Source organism: Fluoribacter dumoffii NY 23, assembly GCF_000236165.1.
Taxonomy (GTDB): domain Bacteria; phylum Pseudomonadota; class Gammaproteobacteria; order Legionellales; family Legionellaceae; genus Legionella; species Legionella dumoffii.
The window spans coordinates 420,089-440,252 of record NZ_CM001373.1; the positions used below are offsets into that span (position 1 = coordinate 420,089).

Sequence of the window (20,164 nt, forward strand, 5' to 3'; positions counted from 1 at the left end):
AATTAGTATAGAGGAGAGAAATTGGGCGATAAAATCTATTATCCTTATCATTTATATATACAGTTGTACGGAGATAAATTGTTTGCGTCACTGAAACTAATTCTCAGTGACACAGGGAAGTACAGCAAATATTGATATTTAGCCTTTGCTTTTGATAAATGTATCGTGAGATATGAATTGAGATCCTGGGCCTTCAGTAAAGCTAGACATTTGATGTGCAATAATTGCAATTGTATCAATTTTCTCTTTATTTGAATTAATATGCCCTGTCAGTGTAACCACGGAACCACATGTTGGGTAGTTAACACTGAAAGTTATGGCAGTCCCATCAATATAACCAATGATTGGTCTTGCTAAGCCAATTACATCCTGACATTCCTTGGAGGCAACAGAAGTTGTAAAGGTCCCTGTTAGAGAATTTTGTTTATTAAAATTCAGTTCTAGCGTTGAACCACGCGTATTTTGATAAGTTATAGTGTTTTCTGCAAATGCTATATGACTTGCTAATGATAAACTCATCATGACTACACAAGTTCTAATGTTTAATTTCATATTCTTTAACTCCCATTTGTTTATTAATAAATTTATAACCTAGTGTTGTAGGCAGAGTTATTTTAAGGAGTGGTGAAATAATTTTAACTTCGTGAAATCACGGATACACACGTGAAAATTGAGCTATTAATTCCGCACGCGTTTTAACACTTAATTTTTGTTTCGAATTATTAATATGGGCTTCAACAGTTCTTGGAGAAATACTTAATTTCTTTGCTATTTGTTTATCAGTATAACCATCAGATAGTACCGATAATATTTCGTACTCCCTGGGAGTTAAGGCCTTTATAATGTTCGATTGAGGTAATTCAATACTAAAGCCAACAAGGCCAATTATATTGAGTCCTTTATCAAATAGAGGACTCTTCTTACTGATTATATTAACAATAGTTCCATCATGACGTAATATTTGTTCATAAGCACTTAAATCCTCCCCATTTTCAAATAACATTTGATCATTCTTTCTAAGTTGATCTGCATAATGGTGCCATACAAAATGATGGTCTTGCTTATGATAAATTTCGCTAAGCGATTGAAATCCTGCTGATTTGCTAATAAAAAAACCATTTCCCCAGAGATAACATCCGTTCAAATTTTTTACGAAAATTGCGAAATTTAAATCTTGGTAGGCATGAACTGGCAATGATTCTAAATACAATATCTGTTGCGCCATGGAAAATTACCCCACCTACCAATTTATAATTTTATTCAATTAATAGAAGCAAATAATAGCACAATTCATAGGCTGTCCCCAAATTTCAGGGGATTAAAAACTGATTAATGGTGGGGTAGGTAACTCGTTTTTATCTTTTGCACAAAAGGATGCAATTGGTTGCTTAAAATTATATAGCAAAATTTTGCTTAGTGCTTGATTAGTGGATTGTTGATGTTGCTTGATATTACTGAAATAAATATCATCTGAATCAAAGCAACCTGCAAGTCGCAGTAATTTCAAAGTCGCGATTAGCTGGTCATAAACTTCAATCAACTCAGCTAATTTTATACTCATGGGATTGCATACGATGATCTTTGGATAAAACTGCACGACAAAATTAATTTGTTTGTCTTTGAACTCTTTTTTCTTAGTAAGAAGATCTTCAAAGCTTTTAATTTCAGAGGAAAACGTCTTAGTCAATGCATTCAGTTGTTTTTCCATTTCGTAAAACACTTTAAGAGCTACCGGATCTTTTTTTCTACATCTACCAATAACAATATTAATCTTATGCAAAATAGCCTCAATAAAAAGCCTATCCCCACTAATTTTCCTCTCAAATAATTTATACACTTCACGGGTACGAAGGTTTAAAGTAATTTTTGCTTTCATATTAATCTCCAAGGTTATCATCCAATTGGTTAATTGCACGAATAGCGCTTTTGATATCCTTGGGGGCTAATCCATCGTTTACAGGTAAGGGTATTCTTACTTTGTACAGCTCTCCGCCATTCACTAAAACAAAGGCCTGTCCTTTGGGCAATGAGATAATGTCATTCACATCAATCATAGGTACTGCGGTAGTTTGTACTCGATCTTCATTGGTGGTGTTAAAATAAACGCCATCTTCGCCATGAGGTGTGTCGTTGACCATGGAGACTTGAGTGTGCTCGACCACTCCAATTTTTGGTAACACTTTAACTAATAAATTGGCTGTTTCTTCATTTTTTACACGTAACATGATGAGGGTGTTTAGATTTCCTTCAGTCACTTCTGCTTTCGCTTTTGAGCCTAGTGCCACCTCCATATCTTGTTTGGTCTGAGCATAAGCGGTGACCTGAAAACCAGCCCCACCTGCTTTATTTAAAATTTTGACAAACGAGTCTTGGATAATTTCTGAAAGTTCATCGCAATGGAGATTGAGACGGTAATTTGCGTTACTTTCCTTATATATTTTTCCAGCAGTGGATACTAAATCTGACAAAAAGGCTTTACCGACTGCTTGGGCGATATTAGGGTTTGTTAAGCTATCCAGCCCGATATAGATGACTTGTTTGTTTTTTATTGCACTCATCAACTCGATTTCACAATTGCTTTTATGAAATGAAAAGATCCTTGAGGCATTACTCTTATTAATCTCTGATAATACAGGGCCAACACTGGCCGTGATTTTATCGTAATAATTTTTATCCATGATGGCTGCATCAAACAGATCAATGAGTACTTGATCATGAAGGCTTTCAACGTTGCCTGAAGTGATGGTTTTACTGATATGCTCTTGTAAATATTTCACCACCGCTTTTGAGCGGCTCATAGGCGGTGGTGTATTGCCGTATTTATCTACACGGCAATCATTATTAGCGATGATTTCTTCTATTTTTTCATGATAATTTGAATCATGTGTGGGGAGTATGGCATCAGAGTAGGTCATTAGTAGTTGATCCAATCGATTGATGTAAAATCCTATAGAAGTATAAGAAATAAGTTGTTTCATTTCTTCAAGGCAGATCGCTACAATGTTCACGTATTTCCAGGCAAAGGCTGCAAACTGTTTTCCTTCGCCCTCAGCTTGAATGGCATCGGTAACACGTGTAGCAACCTCACTGACTTGATCATAGTTTTTGAGCGGATTGTAGTGAGCAGACAATTCGGGAAAACCTAAATGCACCACTCTAAAATCATGTAATTTGCCACTAGCCTTGCAGGCTGAGTACATATCACGAACTAAATCTAAATCTCCTTTGGGGTCAACGACAATCACTGCATCACCATTTCTAATATCCTGATTGATTAGGATGCTTGCTAGACGTGTTTTGCCAACTCGGGTTGTGCCCACTACAAAAGTATGACCAACTCGAACTTCTTGCGGGATATAGACAGAACTATCTTTTTCACCTAACCCATGTAGGTATGAGCTGCCACCTACAGGTGGATCAGGTTTGAATGGATTGAATCTTGATGGGGTATTAAACAGTTGGGTCAATAATGAACTTTCGTGGTTTTTGCAATAATCACGTACTTTGCGATAGCACGTATTTCGTTGCATAAATAATTCATTTCTAATTTGTTTAATTTGATGTAATCGCTGCGTATGATGAGGCAACCAACGAAACCCTTTCCCAAGAAACAACCATTTCTTGGATAATGGCACTTCCGTGGTGGACAAAGCATAATAAGGCATAGCAATAAGTCTGCGGTGATAATGCTTGATGCGGAAGGCCTGGTATCCTCTAACTAGACCCAATGTCATAAGGCTAAGTGCTGCATAGACTCCCATGTCTTGAGTGAGTAAAAACAGGTGTGGTTTGGCGACAGTCAGCCATGCCAGTGAAGTGCAGGTCAGAAAGGTATAGAATTCAGTGGGTTCACGCAAAAGGTTTTCAACGGGATATTGGCTCATGATTTATCTCCACCAAACCAGTAATTCAAAAAAGATTAGCGCCGCAAGCAGGTAGTATTTTGCTTGCAAAGCCAATTTAATTTGAACCTCATCAAGTTCATGTGGGCGTCGGTTTACCATGCTTGCAATCAGTTTTGGCCAAGCCCAATACAGAGCTAGATAAAACAGCACATGACAGAGTAAAAAACCTATTTGATGGGTTTTGAAAAAGTCATTCATGCTGCTAAATTCAGTACTGAATCGCATCAATTGAGGTGCTAATAACAAAAGCAATACTACTGGCAGAATGAATTTGCTTATGCCTATAATGGACTTATAGAATCGTTTATTTAACACGGAAAAAACTCCTTATGATTAGGAAGAACAACCACAAAAAGTCGGTGGTTTTGAAGGGATTGAAAATATTTGGCAAGATAAGTCTTCTTGCTTTGCAAGCGATTGTTGTCTTTGCTTCCGATGAAAAAGATAAACCACACTATGTTGCGGGGAAGGCAACCGAACTTTATGAAGATGGTGCAATCAGTGGCTCTGAATACGCCAGACATATTCATGGAGACTAGCTTCATTTTACTTTCCCCATGCTGGCTATTTTTGCCCCTTGCTTGATGGTATCCACACCTGAGTTGGCAACTTTGTTACTGTGCTGCGCTGCGTCATTAACCAATGCACCAAGTGCTGCCCCTGCTTCCCCACCAAAATGACTAGACAGTTTTAATAGCAACATGGGTGCAATAAAATAGAATAAAACCGCCATATTGCGCATGGCTGCAATGGCATCGTTTTGTCCTAAAGGATCAAGCACACTGCGCTCGACAAAACCCACCAGTTGCCACAGGTATTGCAGGAAAATCGCCATTATAAACAGACCGCAAATACTGCCTAACGCCTTAGGGTTATAACCACTTAAAGCCAAAATCACAGGAGTCAAGATAATCAGGAAGAAATACAAAAAGGCCTGCATGACAGGTAGTGTTTGCATAATGGCCTCACGCTTTAACGGCGTTGATGTCCATGATTTTGTTAGTTGCCCAATATTTACTAACCCATGTGAAATGGCACCACCAAAAGCCCCATTGGTATTTCCCATTAGGTTTTTCATACTGTTAGCCTGCATGTCACGACTGTCATTAAGCAACATCTTGGCAATGTAGTCTTCTGAGCTTAACTGCGAACCCCAAGCTTTAGGATGGTTATTTTTGAACGTGCGTACCCGGTCTAAAACCGCGTAGTAATTCAGGTGACTGTCAAAGACACTGGCGTTATTGGCTACTTGCACCAAATCTGTTTTGAGCTTTTTCCACCATTGATTGCAGGTGGGATAACCTTGCTCTGGCAGATGTTTGGCATCAATATCACCACGTTCTGCTGCTTTTTCGAGATTTTTGTTCGGGGCTTCGTTAAAGGTAAAGCCAGGTACGGGTTGTCTTGCGTAAATTTTATCATAGTATAGTGTTTGATAGACTTTGGAACCCACCCATTTTAAATCTTCCTCACCACCGTATTTTTTTAAAATGTCATTGACTTTGGTTTTATCGTGCGGTTCATTGTGGTATTGGCTTCGGGCCTCAAGGAAGCATTGTCTGTGAAAATTCAATGCTTGTTCACGTACATCAGCAGGTAAATAGGTGGATATTAAATCGCCTTCAATCGCTTGTAAGCTGTCGGTGCAACCGGTCACTTTCATCAAGCCGTAGGTAATCCCTGACATGTAATTTTGCAAGAGTGCAAAACCAATAGGCATTTTGACATTGGGTGTCAGTACGTCTGCAAATGCTTCATCATAAGTAGTACCTGTATCTTTTAATGTAGAGGTTTTTGCATCTGTTCCTTTTTTTATACCGCACATCGGCTTAAAACTCATGGCTTTTTCTTCCAATGGCACACAGGGGTAGATAAACATGCCGCAAATCAAAAAAGTAATTGCCAATTCATAAAGAAAATGATTCAAGGCATATTCTGCCGCGTGATGTGTAGCACCAGAAGGTGCCAGCACATTTTTTAAGAATCGATACCCTACCATAAGAAAACCAAGGTATAACAAACCCGTTTGCCACAGGGCATTAAAAATAACCTCATATTGTTGCCAGCCTAAATAGGTGGTGTACAAGGATAACGGGCTAAATACGACCATCTTATGCTCCTTTGAAATCAGGTTTCGCATAGACTGCGCCATTTTTAACTTGCGATTGTTCATGATCATCACCAGGCAAGCCCTTGGCTATATCGCTACTTCGCATATCCATCAAAAGACCTAAGGTTTCAGTCATCATTTTTTTACGAACTTCGCTTTCAAAAGCTAAAGAATGAATGTCATCATCGAGTTTCTTTAAGGCAAATTTCACCATATCAAGCGCGGGCTTTAAGTTTTGTACTTCTTGTACTTGAAGACCAGCTTGTAAAATACGGCGCATCATCAAGGCCTTATCGAGCATGTTTTGTACAGCAATTTCCTCGGCCAATTTGGAGACAGTCAAGATTTGTTCTTCACGTGGCATACGTTGTATGGTGATGATGATTTCATCTGTAATCATCAAGTTGGATGCACTAACCATTTTGAGTTTTTCTTCAGTCAACGGCCATTGCTTGTCTACTAGATTCCACAGTGCTTTAGACACATTGGCAGTACAGGTGTTGGAGCTGTCACAATTTTGTAATAACGCGGATAACCCAATGCCAGCCTTGGCATCGTGTTTGGTTTTATCTGTATCTGTAGCGGTGCTTACATGAATATCACCTAATACTTTAACCGCCCATTGACTGGCATCATCCGGTGTTGGCCAAGCATGCGTCATGGGTGTTTTGGTATCGGGCTTCTTTTCATTATTAAGTGGTTTTCGATTCAATAAAATGTTGTAACCGGCAATTACCACATCGTTGATGACTTTGATAGGCCGTTGGTATGCTCCACCAGCATTTCCGCTTTCCCGACCTATCCAGGGCAGTCCATATTCGTCACGTTTTTTGGCAATGCTCTTGGCTGTTGCCGTCACGTCTACATTTTCTGTTTTTGCGCGTTTTGCTGCTTCAAGCCAGCCCTGACTATCAGACACCGAAAGCATACTTTCCATAGGTGATTGACCCTCTTCCAGAGTCTTCTTCACATCCTGGCAATCTTTGACTTTGACACTAAATTCATTCTGCGCGTAACTGGCCGTATTTTGCAGTACGTTATAAAGCGCAGGCATGGATTGTTGTAGCTTATACAGTGGGAAGCCTGCAACAGATCCTTTGAGGTTATCAATAATGCCGCCAGGAATATTCATGGCAGAAGACTTCATATCCTGAAAGGTATTGGTAATGGATACTACAGGATTAAATCCATTACAGGTAAAGCCAAGCCGCCCATCGACATTACCACCAATAGTGATGGTTTGGTCATTATTAACAGGGGGTACATATAGATTGGATGAGCCACCCAACTTGTAATAATAATCCGATTCATTAGGCATAAAAGAACTGGCAAAGAGCATTTTTGATAGCATCAATGCAAGTAAAGACATAGACAGTTTGTGCATGATTAACTCCTATCGTTTTTGAGGATGTCCCACTTTGGGGAATGAAAGTGCGCGCACTAATTTCCCTTCATGGGCAATACAGCCTCGATATTTTCGCCAAACTACAAAGACATAATTTCCATTTCCTGCTTTGTCATCCTCTACACCCATATCGCTAGCATCATTAAAATTGATGTTGCGGTTTCTTGGGTACACTTCCTGCCAGATGATGTTTTTGTTGTGGCCATCAAATATCACATTGGCTACCACGCAATTAGCACCACAAGAATTACTGGTGCTCTGGGTTACATGAAGACTGTTTTTATTGGTCACGATGTCTGCTGCATGAAGGGCTGCAACAACAGATGCTCTAAAGCGTGAGGGCTGCGTGACTCGCATAATCCTTGGGATTTCATGTCCCCACGACTGTGTTGTGGATCCTATGTCATGGTTGAATAATAGATGAGGATGAGTTGCCATATAAGCAATTTCAGCAAGCTCTGTGCGGTCTGACACGGCATCAGCCTCACTGATGTAGTAAGGGGAACCAAAACGTGTTTCAGGTTTATGTGACAAATAAGGGAAACGATAAAGACCTGCGGGGCTGCCAATTACATCAACAACCCGTGTGCGTTCTTCATTGATGTGCATGGCCGAGGTTTGTCCTGCATCATCGCCAAAACCTAGCGCTGAACCAGTCGCTAGTAGATAGGTCTTTTGATACAAGGCTTGGCTTGCCGGATTTTCATAAAGTGCACGTGCTTCAATCCATGGATTGGTTTCGGGGCGATTGGCCACTGTGACAATTAAGTCAGGTAAAAACTGTTCGATTGCAGGAACAGCTACCAGCTTAGGCGGAAGTTTTCCTACTGCCCAAGTACAGGAACCAATTACCTTGTAGTGACTGTTGGTAAAGATCCTGCCTAATACCTTGTTGGCAATACCAAAACTGCTAATAGGACTAGGTGGCTCTATGCTTTCTCTTGCATGGATGGATGAGCTAATCATCATAGAAATAAGCATCATGATTTTTGCTTTGTTTTTTATTTTCGAGAAGGTCGGCAAGCAGTTCAGCGGCTTTAAGTACATCATGTTGTTTCTCCAGGGTATGGCGTTGTGCTTTTTCTGATTTTTCAGTCATTAAAAGAGCAAGCAAGTAGCGAGGTGGAATGACACGAAATAATCCTTGATAACGTGAGCCTAATAAAACCGCTTCTGCATATAAGCCTTTTTGAGAATCAATATCTCTAATTAAGGCTTCTTGTTGTGGAGTTAATGATTTAAAGCGTTTGACATCGCTAATTTCCTTTTCATCAAGGCCTAATAAAATCCAGGTTTCAATTAGCGATAAAATCTTGGTGGCTTTTTCCGAATTCATGTCGGTGACGTTTTGGGTAATAGCAACCAGCCAAAGACCTAACTTTCTGGCTACTTTGGCAACAAGTAAACACACGGTCACCACTGAAGGAATTTGAAATTGCAAATGAGATTCATCAATAAAAAGAAAGGTTGGTCTGTTGTCGTTTTGAGTGGCTTCTGCCATAGCCAATATTCTTGGTAATAAAGACACCATCACTAAAGCGAGCTTCCCGGTATCATCTTTAATCGCGGAGATATCAACATGAAAGATATCAAAATCTCCTAAAGGTTCAGTTGGAACATTAAAAAAGCGTGATTTGGCGCTGTTAATGACATAACTGTTTAATCGGTCGTGCATATCCAAAATACGGTCTTTTTTGCGAGGAACTGTTTCTTTATCCAGTCGCCGTTTAAAGCTACTTACAATGTGCTCAGTTAACATTTGCGGGATATCATGGTTAACAGACGTTAAGATGGCATCACTTAAGACTTCGATTAACAGTGTTTCATCGGCCAGAGTAAATTGCTCTTCTTCCAGTGCATTGGCTTCAGTAATCATGGTACGCAACGCTAAGGCCAGCTCTGCTAGATACGAGCGAGATCCATCATTACAGGCCAACTCTTCTGAGCTGGCTGGCTGTTCGAGATTTTCTTTGATTGTTCTAATTTTTTGCGCAATTAAGGTTGCTTGTTCTGCACTCAGATTGTCCGTGATTTCAGGAATGGCTTTATAAGCTTCACAAAATGGATTTAATGGAACGGCTTCATCTTTTTTATTACTCAGTAATAACTGCTTGGTTTTTTTGCCGTGTGTTTTGGCATGTAGAAGTATACGATCAAAAGAATTTCCCATTTCAAATAGAATGATGCGGGCATTTTTAGTGGCCATCAGCGAATTAATCATCCAGCCAGTAGCCACTGATTTGCCGCCACCGGAATTGGCGAACAAGGCCATGTGGGAGTTTTGGCTGATAAAATCATGATGCAATACATCAAAAAGCACTGGTTCTCCCAAACGATTAAAAAAGGTGAAACAGGGAAGGTGCCTTGCCCCTTGATTACGTCCATACACAGGCAATAAAGAGGCTAATTCGGATGCATACATCAATCGGTCAAAGCGCAAGTATTGGCGAGCATATTGTGGGATGAAATTAAAAGGTAAGGCATTGAGATAACTGTTAATGGGATGAATGTCGAAACAAGAAGAAATCAAAGGCATTTTGGCTTCAATGAATAATTCTTTTAGTTCTTTTTCTATGAGTACTGCCAGGTCTTTTGTGCTGGCACGATAAAAAATGGATTGATTAACCCAAAAGAGACGGTTTCCTATAGACAATTCATCTCGTGCGACTTTAATGTCTTCTCTGACTTGTGTGGGTTTAAGGCTTGTCCCTACTATGCCTTTTTCAAGACGCATGAGATGCGCGTCTAAGGCTTCATCATTTTCAAAGATAACCTGAATGGTATAGGTAGCGCCTTCAGGCAACTTATCTAAAAGCGAATACCGATGTTTGGGATTGGCTTGTGGTTTTTCACGAGATAAAAGACCAATTTCAGGCGCTTCTTTCAGTCCATCAATATAAAGAATACGATGGACCATCTCATCGAACATAAAACCTTGCTCGTCACTTTGTGGTTCATGAAACAAAACATTCTGGCTTAGGGTATAACCTGCCGGTTTTTTGTCTTTAGGATAAGGAAAGCGAGCTAATAGTTCTTCGGGGTTGGCTGCAAACCAACGCACCAACCACTGATAATAATCTTTACCGGTTAGTTGTTTTAGTTGAAGACCAGGTGATAGTAATTTGCTTTCAATCTGAGCCATGACTTCCTGATGCTCAGCAAGTGACTGCTCTCTGGTGGTTTGCGTTTTTTGATAGAGGCGATAAAATAAAACCCTGATTCGTCTTCGTCTGCCACGATAAGGTGCATCGGTTTTGGGATCAACAAACAATCCTTCAGGTCTTGTCATCTTGCAAAACAGATCATCCAACCTTGCCAAATAGTCACGAGTAAAGGACGTTTCAGCAATGTCTGGTGCAATGCTTTGTTGAATATGAGTGAGAACAGGTTTTAAACTGTATTCGTCATTGACATACATTTGCATCACCCAGGGATCTTCTTTGTGCAAAGGGACTACCGTAGCAAAAGTATCTCGAATTTTGTTAAACACAGCGTGTAAATGTTCAGTAGAGGCGGCCTCCGCTGGAATGGACGCTAATTCAAAACCTGAACCAATGCTGACTCCATCATTGAGTAAAAAGAGATTGAGCTCATCATTGAAATCCACCATAGACAATTGATTGGCAAAGGAAGGGTTGTGATTCTCAAATCTTTTTTTTATGTTTTGTTGCGTTAATACTGGTTTATTGGGTTGTCCTAACAGCCAGTCACTTACTTGGCTGAATAATTTCATTATTTACCTCTTAATAGTGCTCGGAAGCTAGTGCAAATTGATTTTGTTTGTAGAGAAAAAAGGCTGTGGTATAGCCTGGTTTTAACAATTGCTCATCACCAATGACAGCCACATGAGGAAACACATAAATCGGAACTTGTGGGTTATCCAAAGGCTTGAACAAATGTTGAATCTCGTTGGACGCATCTCGTGTATACCCTGAATATTTAACCGGCTTGGTCTGCCTTTTAGGTACAGACCAGCCAGGCATGGCTTCGCCAAGGCTTTGCTGATAAAGTTGGTTAACAGTCAATCCTCCTTCGGGAATAGCCGTGGAACCAACTGTCTTTGAGGCGCAAGCACTAAGCACCAAGACGCTACCTAAGGCTAAAATCATGTGCAGTTTGTTGTAAATGGCCATAATCTAATACTCTCCCATTGGTTTCTTTATCAAGGTTGATGGTTTGTGTGACGTGAAATGAAAGCTGTGTCGGTCTGTATCCTTGAGATGCTGGAACAAAAACCATATCGAAGCTGCCTTGAATGCGTTTTTCCAGCCAATCAGCAGCTTTGACTGTTCCCTGGGAAAGCGCACCACCCAATGCATAATTGCCCATAGAGCCGGTAGGTGTGCCTGTCGCACCATTGGCATTGGCGGTATAGGTCATTTGCCACTGGGAAAGTGCATTACTAAACCCTTTAATCCCATCGGAAGCCACAAGTGCCGCAAGTACTCTTGGAGCATTAGTAAAATACTGGCCTTTAATGCAGGGATTACCAAAAGCGGTGGTGAGATAACCTAAACTTTCGTTATTGACCATTTCAGCTGTTCCAGTCATTTGCTCTTTACCCATGGTCACAAAATGGCCGTCATCAAAAACAAACAATGCAGAGGTTACATAGGCTCGAACACAGCTGATGTTATCTAGAAAAGAACCAACACCGATTGCATAACCATTAACTTTCATACCTGAAATATTGGGAGGTAAAGGGATACCATTAGCAGCCATTAAATCACCACGATTAATAATGGCTGAGAAGGGAAATAAAGGCTGCATGAGTTTGCCTTCAACTGGCACCTCACCAATCAGTGCCGATAACAAGGTAGTTCTGCCTAAATCAGAGCCTGCTGGAATGGTGTAATAGGGAATACTTTTTTTATCTTTACTGTTTAAAGCCGCTGTTTTAACTTTTTGGGTTAATGCTTGCTTTTTTTTCTTTAATCCCTCCCAATAGGCTTGTTCATTAGGATTGTTTTCACGTTTCATTAATAAAGCATCGATGTCCTTAACTCTTTGTTCTTTTGTAAGAGTCGATTCTTCATTGATGGTGTAGGATTGAAAGTTTTGTTGGGATTCCTGACTGGTTTTGACATTGGCCAATTCGGATTTTAGTTGTTCTATTTCTTTAATCATCTCAGGATTATAAGAATCCTGCACATTTTCTTTTTTGCCTCTGAGTTGCTTGTTTTCCGATTCAAGACTGGAAAGTTTCTTTTCGGTTTCCTGTAGTCTTGCAGCAACATCACGGATGTTGTCATTAAATTGGCTGGCAATAGCTTCATTCAGATTATTGGGATCGTGGTGAGTGACTTCGGGTTCACGGTCATGATGTTTGCTGTTCATCATAATGAGTGCAACAACCGCGATCACCGTGCCAGTCAATACTTTAAGTCCAGTATTCTTTTTCATCGCACATACTCCTGACTTGCAGAAAGAGCTATACCAAAGGGTCTGTCTGATACCAGAAATACCGTGGTGGACTCTTTCTTGCTACGAGGTGATAAAGTGTTGGTTGGGTAAAAGGTAGCGGTTTGCCAGTTACCCATCATTTGGCGAGGATCAATAACTATTTCCTTGCTCAACAGATTTTTCAACTCTACCGCAGTCACATAAAAAGCTCCTCCATGCCATGAAATCAATGGTCTTGCTTCAATACTGGCACCGTAAAAAAGGCTTACTTGTTTTCGGGTTTGCATAGGCACACGCCCCACGCCATCAGGGATCACCAACAGTCTTTGTGGGGCATACAAGGATTGGATGGCAAAGCGCGTCAGTGTTACTGCATTTAAATCCAGAGGATTGGCCACCTCTTGAGGGGAGCTGGTACTTTCTTTTGATTCCAAAAGCACTTCTATTGGTTTTACATCATGGGTTTTATCATTAACGCTTAAGTTTAAGATAATGACTTCACCTTGAGGCATGAGCTGCACCAAGAGCCTTTTGTTTTTAAAAACGTCCTTGCCTTTCAGATATAAAGCATCCTGAATTTTCAAAAGCGCGATTTGGGAAGCTGCTTCATTATCTACAATACTAATGGCTTGAGGAAAATGGATGAGCCTTTCCTCATTCAAGGATAGTTCGACAGGGATGGGTGTTTTATCCCACAAGACATGTTCTGCATCCCGAGCTATCGCGTATTGGCAGCTAATTAAGGCAATTATGGTGAGTAACCATTTAGTTGTTGTCATGTTGTGTACCTCTTCTATTGGTTGCCAATAAATCGGTGATTAGTTTTTCTGGTTGGGTATAACCATCCAATGCCAGTTGAAAAGGATTTTGTAAGCGTGAGAGATTGACCTTGACCACACGCACATGGTAGTCCACAATCTTGTCTGCAATGACCATGGGGCTATCGTCTTTTAAGCGTTGGGTAATGCGTAAAACCAGATGAACTTCCCATGTGTTATGAGCGATTACTTTGACATCTTCGTTTTCCATAAACCGATAAAGACTTGCTACTTGTATGCGATTAAAAAGTTGAGCATCTTTATAAGCTATCAAGGTTTTATCCATTAATGCCTGATGTCGTGGAGTGAAGTAGTAATGAAAGCCTGAAAGATTAGTAGCAAATTCTTTTTTACCACCTTGTGACCAGGTGTTTAAGGTGGGTAGCAGTGTGGCAACAAAACCCTGAACGTACTCTTTGGGTATGGCGTTTTCCTTGACTAATCCACCATTACTACTCATAGAAGGTGTTAGCCAAAATTCAAAACGATTGGGTATTTTAGCTAGCGTAATGATCAGGCCAAATACAATCAAAATGAGTACGAATACAAAGGCTAATAACAACCGATTGATATGATTTAAACTGTCCACTTTTTTCCAGTAATGAAACATAAAATTACCTCACCAGTCTTGATTTTTGCCAGACACCTTGATGGTGAATGTAGGGCGAGTGTCTTAACCCCCACTTTGCCATCAACAACACGGTTTTTTTCATTAAATAGCCATGCGGTTTACCCGCTTTAATGGCAGCTGCTCGTTTAGGGCAAAAAGTAATGGATACAATAAAACCAACAATGAAACCAATACATCCGAAGGCCAACGGATAGCCAATAAAAAGTCCTGCCAAAGCACATCCCATGCTAATTAGTGGTGTTGTTACCACCACTATCCAGAAAAGCTCTCTTAGGCTTAGCCCTTTATAGGCTTCATAATCAAACGACAGATGACGTGAGGAGGGTTGATTCATGAATCCCCCTAAATCTTGAATTTGGTAATCATGCTGTAGCCGACATAACCTGCTACAATACTGATGGCAAGATAAGTAATCCCCATCACCGCAAACGTACCAAAGGCCACCATAGAACCATCATTTTTCTTGGATTCTTCAATGCCATGCTGAATGGTGGTGATGAATTTAATAAAACTCATGACAGCAGCAATAAAAAGCAATAATCCCAGGCCTTGGCGAACATAGTTACCTGTAACTGTCATCATGCTTTTATTACCATCACTGATGTCATCGGCATTAGAGATTTTTGGAAACCAGTTGTCGGCAAACAATGCAGGCGCATAATTTAAAGTAATGAGTCCTGCACCCATTCGTTGCCCCCATTTTTTGACACCTGCAATTGACTTTTTCATGATTAATTCCCCTTAACGATTAAAATTAGAATGAATAAACAAAACCCAAGAACAATGCGGATTAAGCGGGAACCTAGAATGATAAGAAATCCTTCTTGTTCTTTTTCTGTATTGCCCATGAATTGATTAATGCACCAAATAAGGCCAATAATGACTAGCATGATGGCGACAAATCGGATGCTGCTTGAGTAGGCGCTTGCAGATGTATCGCCCGCAGCTTGTTTAAAACTGGAAGCAAAAGTTTTGGCAATATCTACTTTGCTCATAGTCACTTTCCTATAAAATCCAACGCTAACGGCTTGATGGTTTTAGGTTCAATGGCTGGTTTATTGATGTAATCAATCAGCGCATTACGAATGGATAGTAAATCGGTACGAAGGCCTGGGTGTGTCTTTCCATCAGATCCTTCAAAATGTTCTATATGCAATTGGATGCGGGTATTAGGCTCAATTTCAGTTTTTGCTTCATCAAGCAAAGGCATGATGGCATTAATCTGATTAATTATTCTGACCAGCGTTTGGTTGAGTGCATCGTCACTCGCATGAGAGGCCATTGGCAGACTTAATATGAGTAATAACAATAATCGTTTCATGTTTTTCTCCTACAAATATTTTTTAAATCGACTTGCGGTGATTGAAACCATGATGCCTAACAATAGGCTTGCAGGTACAAAAACAAAGGCAGGCGTGATGCTTATGGGCAGCGCAAGCCATAAGCTTAATAACAGTAAAAGGCCTCGCTTGGCGTGGCGATTGAGTTGGTGAAAGACATAGGATGATTCACGGCCTAATGATGCGGTGCGGATAGCGCGTTGATTTAACCCATCAACCAGTCCAACCACGACCATTAATAAAAACAGAGGGATAGCCGAAATCAGAATAACCAGTTTGATGAACATTACTTGAGTAGTTAATCCCATCAGTAACCAAACTTGATTGGCAATTAGGATAAAATCTTGTGCTATTTCATTTAAATCGTTGGTTTCATCAGGCATCACCTCATCCAGCCCTTTTTTAATCAGGGAGCCTGTTTGCGCCGCTTTGCTGGCAACACCTTGAGTAGGAATGGTTTTTAACCAGGATTTAATAGTGTTAGCAACCATCACTCCGTTAAATGCGGTAATTGCTTGCGTTTGTTTTTGAGAAAGTGTGGTAACTGAACTAAACGCTTTTTCAAATCCTAAACAGCACCAAAGACTGGATACCCAACCCATAAGGATTAACCAGCCTAATAAAACAAGCAGCATAAAACTCATGACCGTTTTTTTGGAGGGTTTGGGCGTTGCAGTCCTTATTGCCATAATTCTTCCCCAAAGAAAGCGAGCGGGTAATGGGTTTCTTGAAAAAGCTCCATTAAGTCATCAACGTTCGCCGGTAATAGAGGCGCTTTGGTGAGGTGTTGTAACGCTTGAAGTTGTTCACTGGTATTAATGTTGGCGACAAAGCCCAAGGCTTGTGCTTCTTCCAGCCTTTTCGCGTTTTTTTGCAACCATTGGTAAGAGTCCGTATCATCCCCAATGATGAACACAGGGTTTGAGAATTTAACGAGTGTGAGTGTTCGCTTTTCTACTTTGCCAGTAGTGGCTTTACTTGATACGGGCAGTCTTGCATCCAACTTTTCTTGTAGTTTTAAAGATTCTTCGGTGATCTGAGCTTGGCTTTCTTTAATGAATTGCTCCATGTTAATGGCTTGCCAGGCATAGCAGGAGGTAATCATCAACAATCCAAAGAGTATGGCAGACTTTTTCATATTAAAACCTCCCCAAATCCACAATACTGGAATGACCGTTTTGGGAGAGTAGCAACATCGGTAGTGGCTTTTTGATCTTGAGGGATTGGTAGCTTAGTTCGCCGTGGTTAAGGGTAATACGGCCACCATTTACAAGATGTTGTGGTATTTGATGTTGATTTGCCCAGATTTGGATGGTCGTATCATTCATGTCCAGTAACATCAGATGCAACCGTGCATTTGGTGTTTGCTCTATGGCATCAAAGAGCATCAGCAAAATGGTTTTTACAGCATCTTGTTCTTTGATAAAGAAATACAGTGTATCCCCCTGGCTTAATTGCACCGGTTTGTGGGCATAGGGTGAATAAGGAGATGGGTCAAAATCACCAACCACAGGGACATTAACAAACAACTCGTTATAGGTCTTGTAAAAAGCATTGTTCCAGGCAATATTCTTAGCTACTTTCTGGGCTTCCTGTCTTGCTGCTAATTCTGCAAAATGGTTGCGTTCAGTTTCATTTCTGGCGTTAATACCCAGAATATCAATAGGAGTTTGTCTTAAGCCTTTGTAGTAGAATTTACTTTTATTTTGCATGAGCAGGACATAACGTTTTTCTTCCTCAGCTGTTAATCCCCACACTTTAGCTTCATGCAATTGGGTATCGGTCAGTGTAATTTTATTGATGTCTTGCTCTGAGGTCAGCTCGTCTTCATTAACCGTTAACCCTGTTTTTGCCAATGTTTTATCTTCAATGGCAAAGTGATTTAAGGGCTGTTGATTTAATCCTGGAATAGTCAGATCAGCATGTACTGCATGACAGGCTAATATTGGAATCAGGAAAGCAGAATACTTAAGCATCAGATTCCCCCTGCAATACATCCATCTTCACCACAACATGCTCTTTATTACCATTTTCCAATTCCATGCGTTGTAGACCGAAGTCAATACTTAATACTGTCCAGCCAGCTAATTGGTCGCTTTTTTCCAAAGGCACTGTCTTAAAGTTATAAGCCACTGTAGCCACACTGACTTGCTGAATGCTGTCTATACTGATGACTTTAAACGGTAAGGTGTTAATGGGCAGGTATTTAATGGGATGCTGCTTTTTATCCAAAGACCTCACCATTTCACGCAAGACATCCAACTTTTGTGTTAATTCAGTACGATTATCATTGATCAGGCGATTAATATCTGTTTCGTTATGATTTTTGAGCTGTTCAATCAAGGAGGTCAGTTTATGAAAATCCTGGTTAATCGCGGTTAAATCTACTGTCTCAACGGGCTTTTTAACTTCCTCGTGCAAAGCACCAAGCTGTGCTTGTAACGTATCAAGACGATGTGAAATAACATCTGAATCATTCACCTTATTTGTTGGAAAACAGTTAATGCCAACAATGACAACCGCCAAACCTAAACCTGCTGACAATAAATACTTTAAGGTTGTTGCGCGATTGATCATGATTTACCCCCATTTCGCACTCCAGCTTTTAATTTGAAATTTACCTGCCTTAATAAGGGATCTTCGATCAAGGCAAAGGACTGTTGGCCAACAAGGACTTCAAGTCCGTCTTTAACAGTCAATGGGCCGAGGTTTCTATCAATCTGAGGTAAGGCTTGGTGCATGACGGTTTGTAGGCTTACAGGTTGCTTTTCTTTCAATACCAGAGAAAACCCTGAAAACTTCAACCACCATTCAACTGCCTGACCTATGGTTTGTACTTCTTGAGGAAAATGGACTTGTTGAATGGCAATGAGTGGATTGATCTGGGCTGCTAATGGTTTATTAGCAACAGTCGCGTAGCGGTTTACTTGAGTAACATTAGCTGCCATAGAATAAAAGGCTGCCATGCTAAGTACGCCAATTATAGAGAGTTGAGCATTTATTTTCATTTTGGTTCCTCTATATCGATGTTTTGAGGATTGCTTTGTTTTCTTAAAAAAATTTCTTTTCTATCAACATCAATATGAGCTGGAGCTTTAATGCCCAAAGCGACCACGCCTCTACGTTGATAAATGACATGTATTTCAATCTGTCCTTTATCGATCACTATTTGCTCACCTTTTTTTCTTGTCAGTACCAACATTATTTTTCTCCGGTTATTTTTATTTCATGTTTAAGATTGCTTTTATTTTTTTTAGATGTGCGTTGGCAACAACAGGGTCACAAGGTTTATAAGGTTCTCTGTGAAAACACTGTTTTTTTCTGGCTGATAGTTGCTTGCAACACTCAATAAATTGCGCCAGCGCAGGCGGCATTTCGCGGTTTTTAAGACACTCATCAATTGCTTGATCAATTAACTGCACATCGAATCCTTCTAGTGCTTTTGACCATTCTTGACGTGCAAAATTTGAATAAGCTTCATTCTTGAATTGGCTACGCCATATGTGTCCATAAAAGGTTGAAAATTTCAGAAACAGTTTGTTGACTTGCTCAATGCAATTTCCAGAGGTTTTGGAACTCGGAGTCACTGAAACTTGGGCTTTCACGCAACTCTGTAGTCCTGATGCTGTTTGTAGATGATGCGTATTTACGATTTGTTTCATGGATTGCATAGTCATTCTCCTTGGCTTCAAGGTTTGTTGATGTTGTTTCCCAGCATCGCTGTGTTAACCAATTTGCTGGATACTTCCAGGACGGAACCCAAACGCCTTCGGCGCGTTTTTTTGTCTCAAGTTGAATTTGTTCGGTTAAGCGGGCTATGATTTGCTGGACTAAGCTCTGAGAGGGCTTTAGTTTTTTAAATACCTCAAAAGCGTTTTCTTTTTCTTTTTTCAGAGGGTACAGATCCCAGAAGGTATTAAAGGCTTGTGAGAAAGAAATAAAAAAATAATTATTATTATCTTGAGGAGTGGCGGGTTCATCCTTTGGGGTTGTGTCGGGATCTAGTCTATTCGTATCGGATTTTGTTGAATCTAATAGACTTTTTTGTGGTTTTTGAGGTGCGCTATAGTCATGTGCTTTTATGGCGGCTTTATTATAAGCAGAATCATGCCTGTCCAGTAATAAACAACGTAAAACAAGCTTCCTTTCCCAAGACTGAATTTGAATTAATCCAGCCTTCTCAAGCCCTTTCAAAGCACGTCGCAATTGATCTTTACTTGGACTACCGCTTTTAATACCAGAGTGAGGTTCTATGTAAAGTGCTTCACTCAATGATTGATAACTAATACCACGACGAATACCGACTAACCCTGTTTTGTAATCAACGTAGGGTTTAATGCCTTGAAGATAAGTTAATTGTTGTAGATAAGGTAAACCACTGAGTGCGGAAAGCTCCTGATGGGTGATAATAAAAAATTCCATAGCATGACCTATTATCAATGAATAAAAAAGAAAAAATAAAACAGGATGTGATTTTTAAATAAATTTATGATTAAATATGATAAGTATCACTAATTTATAAAACACAAAATGTTTTTATAAATTCATAATA

26 protein-coding genes are annotated in these 20,164 nt (G+C 40.1%); 1 reads left to right on the forward strand and 25 read right to left on the reverse strand.

Annotated features, from left to right (window positions below; translation table 11 throughout):
- Positions 1 to 138: 138 nt before the first annotated feature.
- The 5 genes from KYQ_RS18790 to KYQ_RS01815 form a co-directional block, all read right to left on the reverse strand.
- Positions 139 to 552, reverse strand: coding sequence for an avidin/streptavidin family protein (locus KYQ_RS18790; protein WP_019349524.1), 414 nt, complete (start codon positions 550 to 552; stop codon positions 139 to 141).
- Positions 553 to 649: 97 nt separating this feature from the next.
- Positions 650 to 1,225, reverse strand: coding sequence for a helix-turn-helix domain-containing protein (locus KYQ_RS01800; protein ID WP_019349525.1), 576 nt, complete (start codon positions 1,223 to 1,225; stop codon positions 650 to 652).
- A gap of 93 nt (positions 1,226 to 1,318) precedes the next feature.
- Positions 1,319 to 1,876, reverse strand: a complete 558-nt coding sequence (locus KYQ_RS18145; RefSeq protein ID WP_080445555.1) for an AcaB family transcriptional regulator — start codon at positions 1,874 to 1,876, stop codon at positions 1,319 to 1,321.
- A gap of 1 nt (position 1,877) precedes the next feature.
- A complete protein-coding gene (traD, locus tag KYQ_RS01810; protein ID WP_019349527.1) occupies positions 1,878 to 3,884 on the reverse strand; it encodes a type IV conjugative transfer system coupling protein TraD in 2,007 nt (668 codons plus the stop codon).
- 3 nt (positions 3,885 to 3,887) lie between these two features.
- Positions 3,888 to 4,220 (reverse strand): hypothetical protein, encoded by a 333-nt coding sequence (locus KYQ_RS01815; protein ID WP_019349528.1) that lies wholly within the window; start codon positions 4,218 to 4,220, stop codon positions 3,888 to 3,890.
- 14 nt (positions 4,221 to 4,234) lie between these two features.
- Here KYQ_RS01815 and KYQ_RS01820 point away from each other — a divergent pair, with 14 nt between their 5' ends.
- Positions 4,235 to 4,444, forward strand: a complete 210-nt coding sequence (locus tag KYQ_RS01820; protein ID WP_019349529.1) for a hypothetical protein — start codon at positions 4,235 to 4,237, stop codon at positions 4,442 to 4,444.
- Between the two features lie 2 nt (positions 4,445 to 4,446).
- On the opposite strand, the gene KYQ_RS01825 is transcribed toward KYQ_RS01820, so the two are convergent.
- From KYQ_RS01825 to KYQ_RS01920, 20 genes are all read right to left on the reverse strand, one after another.
- Positions 4,447 to 6,015: a conjugal transfer protein TraG N-terminal domain-containing protein gene (locus KYQ_RS01825; RefSeq protein WP_019349530.1), complete on the reverse strand. Its 1,569-nt coding sequence runs from the start codon at positions 6,013 to 6,015 to the stop codon at positions 4,447 to 4,449.
- A gap of 1 nt (position 6,016) precedes the next feature.
- Complete coding sequence (locus KYQ_RS01830) at positions 6,017 to 7,399, reverse strand: integrating conjugative element protein (RefSeq protein WP_019349531.1); 1,383 nt, start codon at positions 7,397 to 7,399, stop codon at positions 6,017 to 6,019.
- Between the two features lie 9 nt (positions 7,400 to 7,408).
- Positions 7,409 to 8,404 carry a TIGR03756 family integrating conjugative element protein gene (locus KYQ_RS01835; protein WP_019349532.1) on the reverse strand — a complete coding sequence of 332 codons (996 nt, stop codon included), beginning with the start codon at positions 8,402 to 8,404 and terminating at the stop codon, positions 7,409 to 7,411.
- The gene (locus tag KYQ_RS01840) at positions 8,379 to 11,153 is read right to left on the reverse strand and encodes a conjugative transfer ATPase (protein WP_019349533.1); all 2,775 of its coding nucleotides are present in this window, start codon (positions 11,151 to 11,153) and stop codon (positions 8,379 to 8,381) included. The genes KYQ_RS01835 and KYQ_RS01840 overlap by 26 nt, the downstream gene beginning before the upstream one ends.
- Before the next feature lie 10 nt (positions 11,154 to 11,163).
- On the reverse strand, positions 11,164 to 11,553 hold the full coding sequence (locus KYQ_RS01845; RefSeq protein ID WP_019349534.1) for a TIGR03751 family conjugal transfer lipoprotein: 390 nt from the start codon (positions 11,551 to 11,553) through the stop codon (positions 11,164 to 11,166).
- Positions 11,510 to 12,823 (reverse strand): TIGR03752 family integrating conjugative element protein, encoded by a 1,314-nt coding sequence (locus tag KYQ_RS01850; RefSeq protein ID WP_019349535.1) that lies wholly within the window; start codon positions 12,821 to 12,823, stop codon positions 11,510 to 11,512. Before KYQ_RS01850 ends, KYQ_RS01845 begins: the two co-directional genes overlap by 44 nt.
- A complete protein-coding gene (locus KYQ_RS01855) occupies positions 12,820 to 13,602 on the reverse strand; it encodes a TIGR03749 family integrating conjugative element protein (protein WP_019349536.1) in 783 nt (260 codons plus the stop codon). The genes KYQ_RS01850 and KYQ_RS01855 overlap by 4 nt, the downstream gene beginning before the upstream one ends.
- On the reverse strand, positions 13,589 to 14,251 hold the full coding sequence (locus KYQ_RS01860; protein ID WP_019349537.1) for a DUF2895 family protein: 663 nt from the start codon (positions 14,249 to 14,251) through the stop codon (positions 13,589 to 13,591). Before KYQ_RS01860 ends, KYQ_RS01855 begins: the two co-directional genes overlap by 14 nt.
- A 4-nt stretch (positions 14,252 to 14,255) precedes the next feature.
- Positions 14,256 to 14,606 (reverse strand): TIGR03750 family conjugal transfer protein, encoded by a 351-nt coding sequence (locus KYQ_RS01865; protein ID WP_011947241.1) that lies wholly within the window; start codon positions 14,604 to 14,606, stop codon positions 14,256 to 14,258.
- 8 nt (positions 14,607 to 14,614) lie between these two features.
- Positions 14,615 to 15,001, reverse strand: a complete 387-nt coding sequence (locus KYQ_RS01870) for a hypothetical protein (RefSeq protein WP_019349538.1) — start codon at positions 14,999 to 15,001, stop codon at positions 14,615 to 14,617.
- 2 nt (positions 15,002 to 15,003) lie between these two features.
- On the reverse strand, positions 15,004 to 15,267 hold the full coding sequence (locus KYQ_RS01875) for a hypothetical protein (protein ID WP_019349539.1): 264 nt from the start codon (positions 15,265 to 15,267) through the stop codon (positions 15,004 to 15,006).
- A gap of 2 nt (positions 15,268 to 15,269) precedes the next feature.
- On the reverse strand, positions 15,270 to 15,593 hold the full coding sequence (locus tag KYQ_RS01880) for a hypothetical protein (RefSeq protein WP_019349540.1): 324 nt from the start codon (positions 15,591 to 15,593) through the stop codon (positions 15,270 to 15,272).
- Between the two features lie 9 nt (positions 15,594 to 15,602).
- On the reverse strand, positions 15,603 to 16,301 hold the full coding sequence (locus KYQ_RS01885; RefSeq protein ID WP_019349541.1) for a TIGR03747 family integrating conjugative element membrane protein: 699 nt from the start codon (positions 16,299 to 16,301) through the stop codon (positions 15,603 to 15,605).
- On the reverse strand, positions 16,292 to 16,750 hold the full coding sequence (locus KYQ_RS01890) for an integrating conjugative element protein (RefSeq protein WP_019349542.1): 459 nt from the start codon (positions 16,748 to 16,750) through the stop codon (positions 16,292 to 16,294). Before KYQ_RS01890 ends, KYQ_RS01885 begins: the two co-directional genes overlap by 10 nt.
- Position 16,751: 1 nt before the next feature.
- A complete protein-coding gene (locus KYQ_RS01895; protein WP_019349543.1) occupies positions 16,752 to 17,588 on the reverse strand; it encodes a TIGR03759 family integrating conjugative element protein in 837 nt (278 codons plus the stop codon).
- Positions 17,581 to 18,189, reverse strand: a complete 609-nt coding sequence (locus KYQ_RS01900; RefSeq protein WP_019349544.1) for a hypothetical protein — start codon at positions 18,187 to 18,189, stop codon at positions 17,581 to 17,583. The genes KYQ_RS01895 and KYQ_RS01900 overlap by 8 nt, the downstream gene beginning before the upstream one ends.
- On the reverse strand, positions 18,186 to 18,620 hold the full coding sequence (gene pilL2, locus KYQ_RS01905) for a PFGI-1 class ICE element type IV pilus protein PilL2 (RefSeq protein ID WP_019349545.1): 435 nt from the start codon (positions 18,618 to 18,620) through the stop codon (positions 18,186 to 18,188). Before pilL2 ends, KYQ_RS01900 begins: the two co-directional genes overlap by 4 nt.
- Positions 18,617 to 18,814 carry a carbon storage regulator gene (locus KYQ_RS01910; protein ID WP_019349546.1) on the reverse strand — a complete coding sequence of 66 codons (198 nt, stop codon included), beginning with the start codon at positions 18,812 to 18,814 and terminating at the stop codon, positions 18,617 to 18,619. Before KYQ_RS01910 ends, pilL2 begins: the two co-directional genes overlap by 4 nt.
- Before the next feature lie 19 nt (positions 18,815 to 18,833).
- Entirely contained in the window at positions 18,834 to 19,034 is a 201-nt protein-coding gene (locus tag KYQ_RS19410) for a hypothetical protein (protein WP_231294590.1), read from the reverse strand.
- A 127-nt stretch (positions 19,035 to 19,161) separates the two neighbouring features.
- Positions 19,162 to 20,034 carry an LvrA C-terminal domain-related protein gene (locus tag KYQ_RS01920; protein WP_019349548.1) on the reverse strand — a complete coding sequence of 291 codons (873 nt, stop codon included), beginning with the start codon at positions 20,032 to 20,034 and terminating at the stop codon, positions 19,162 to 19,164.
- Between the last annotated feature and the right edge of the window lie 130 nt (positions 20,035 to 20,164).

Bases quoted from the DNA above. Each gene is read 5' to 3' on its own strand.
- KYQ_RS18790 (WP_019349524.1), bottom strand. From the start codon at position 552: ATGAAATTAAACATTAGAACTTGTGTAGTCATGATGAGTTTATCATTA.
- KYQ_RS01800 (WP_019349525.1), bottom strand. From the start codon at position 1,225: ATGGCGCAACAGATATTGTATTTAGAATCATTGCCAGTTCATGCCTAC.
- KYQ_RS18145 (WP_080445555.1), bottom strand. From the start codon at position 1,876: ATGAAAGCAAAAATTACTTTAAACCTTCGTACCCGTGAAGTGTATAAA.
- traD (WP_019349527.1), bottom strand. From the start codon at position 3,884: ATGAGCCAATATCCCGTTGAAAACCTTTTGCGTGAACCCACTGAATTC.
- KYQ_RS01820 (WP_019349529.1), top strand. From the start codon at position 4,235: ATGATTAGGAAGAACAACCACAAAAAGTCGGTGGTTTTGAAGGGATTG.
- KYQ_RS01825 (WP_019349530.1), bottom strand. From the start codon at position 6,015: ATGGTCGTATTTAGCCCGTTATCCTTGTACACCACCTATTTAGGCTGG.
- KYQ_RS01830 (WP_019349531.1), bottom strand. From the start codon at position 7,399: ATGCACAAACTGTCTATGTCTTTACTTGCATTGATGCTATCAAAAATG.
- KYQ_RS01835 (WP_019349532.1), bottom strand. From the start codon at position 8,404: ATGATGCTTATTTCTATGATGATTAGCTCATCCATCCATGCAAGAGAA.
- KYQ_RS01840 (WP_019349533.1), bottom strand. From the start codon at position 11,153: ATGAAATTATTCAGCCAAGTAAGTGACTGGCTGTTAGGACAACCCAAT.
- KYQ_RS01845 (WP_019349534.1), bottom strand. From the start codon at position 11,553: ATGGCCATTTACAACAAACTGCACATGATTTTAGCCTTAGGTAGCGTC.
- KYQ_RS01850 (WP_019349535.1), bottom strand. From the start codon at position 12,823: ATGAAAAAGAATACTGGACTTAAAGTATTGACTGGCACGGTGATCGCG.
- KYQ_RS01855 (WP_019349536.1), bottom strand. From the start codon at position 13,602: ATGACAACAACTAAATGGTTACTCACCATAATTGCCTTAATTAGCTGC.
- KYQ_RS01860 (WP_019349537.1), bottom strand. From the start codon at position 14,251: ATGTTTCATTACTGGAAAAAAGTGGACAGTTTAAATCATATCAATCGG.
- KYQ_RS01865 (WP_011947241.1), bottom strand. From the start codon at position 14,606: ATGAATCAACCCTCCTCACGTCATCTGTCGTTTGATTATGAAGCCTAT.
- KYQ_RS01870 (WP_019349538.1), bottom strand. From the start codon at position 15,001: ATGAAAAAGTCAATTGCAGGTGTCAAAAAATGGGGGCAACGAATGGGT.
- KYQ_RS01875 (WP_019349539.1), bottom strand. From the start codon at position 15,267: ATGAGCAAAGTAGATATTGCCAAAACTTTTGCTTCCAGTTTTAAACAA.
- KYQ_RS01880 (WP_019349540.1), bottom strand. From the start codon at position 15,593: ATGAAACGATTATTGTTATTACTCATATTAAGTCTGCCAATGGCCTCT.
- KYQ_RS01885 (WP_019349541.1), bottom strand. From the start codon at position 16,301: ATGGCAATAAGGACTGCAACGCCCAAACCCTCCAAAAAAACGGTCATG.
- KYQ_RS01890 (WP_019349542.1), bottom strand. From the start codon at position 16,750: ATGAAAAAGTCTGCCATACTCTTTGGATTGTTGATGATTACCTCCTGC.
- KYQ_RS01895 (WP_019349543.1), bottom strand. From the start codon at position 17,588: ATGCTTAAGTATTCTGCTTTCCTGATTCCAATATTAGCCTGTCATGCA.
- KYQ_RS01900 (WP_019349544.1), bottom strand. From the start codon at position 18,189: ATGATCAATCGCGCAACAACCTTAAAGTATTTATTGTCAGCAGGTTTA.
- pilL2 (WP_019349545.1), bottom strand. From the start codon at position 18,620: ATGAAAATAAATGCTCAACTCTCTATAATTGGCGTACTTAGCATGGCA.
- KYQ_RS01910 (WP_019349546.1), bottom strand. From the start codon at position 18,814: ATGTTGGTACTGACAAGAAAAAAAGGTGAGCAAATAGTGATCGATAAA.
- KYQ_RS01920 (WP_019349548.1), bottom strand. From the start codon at position 20,034: ATGGAATTTTTTATTATCACCCATCAGGAGCTTTCCGCACTCAGTGGT.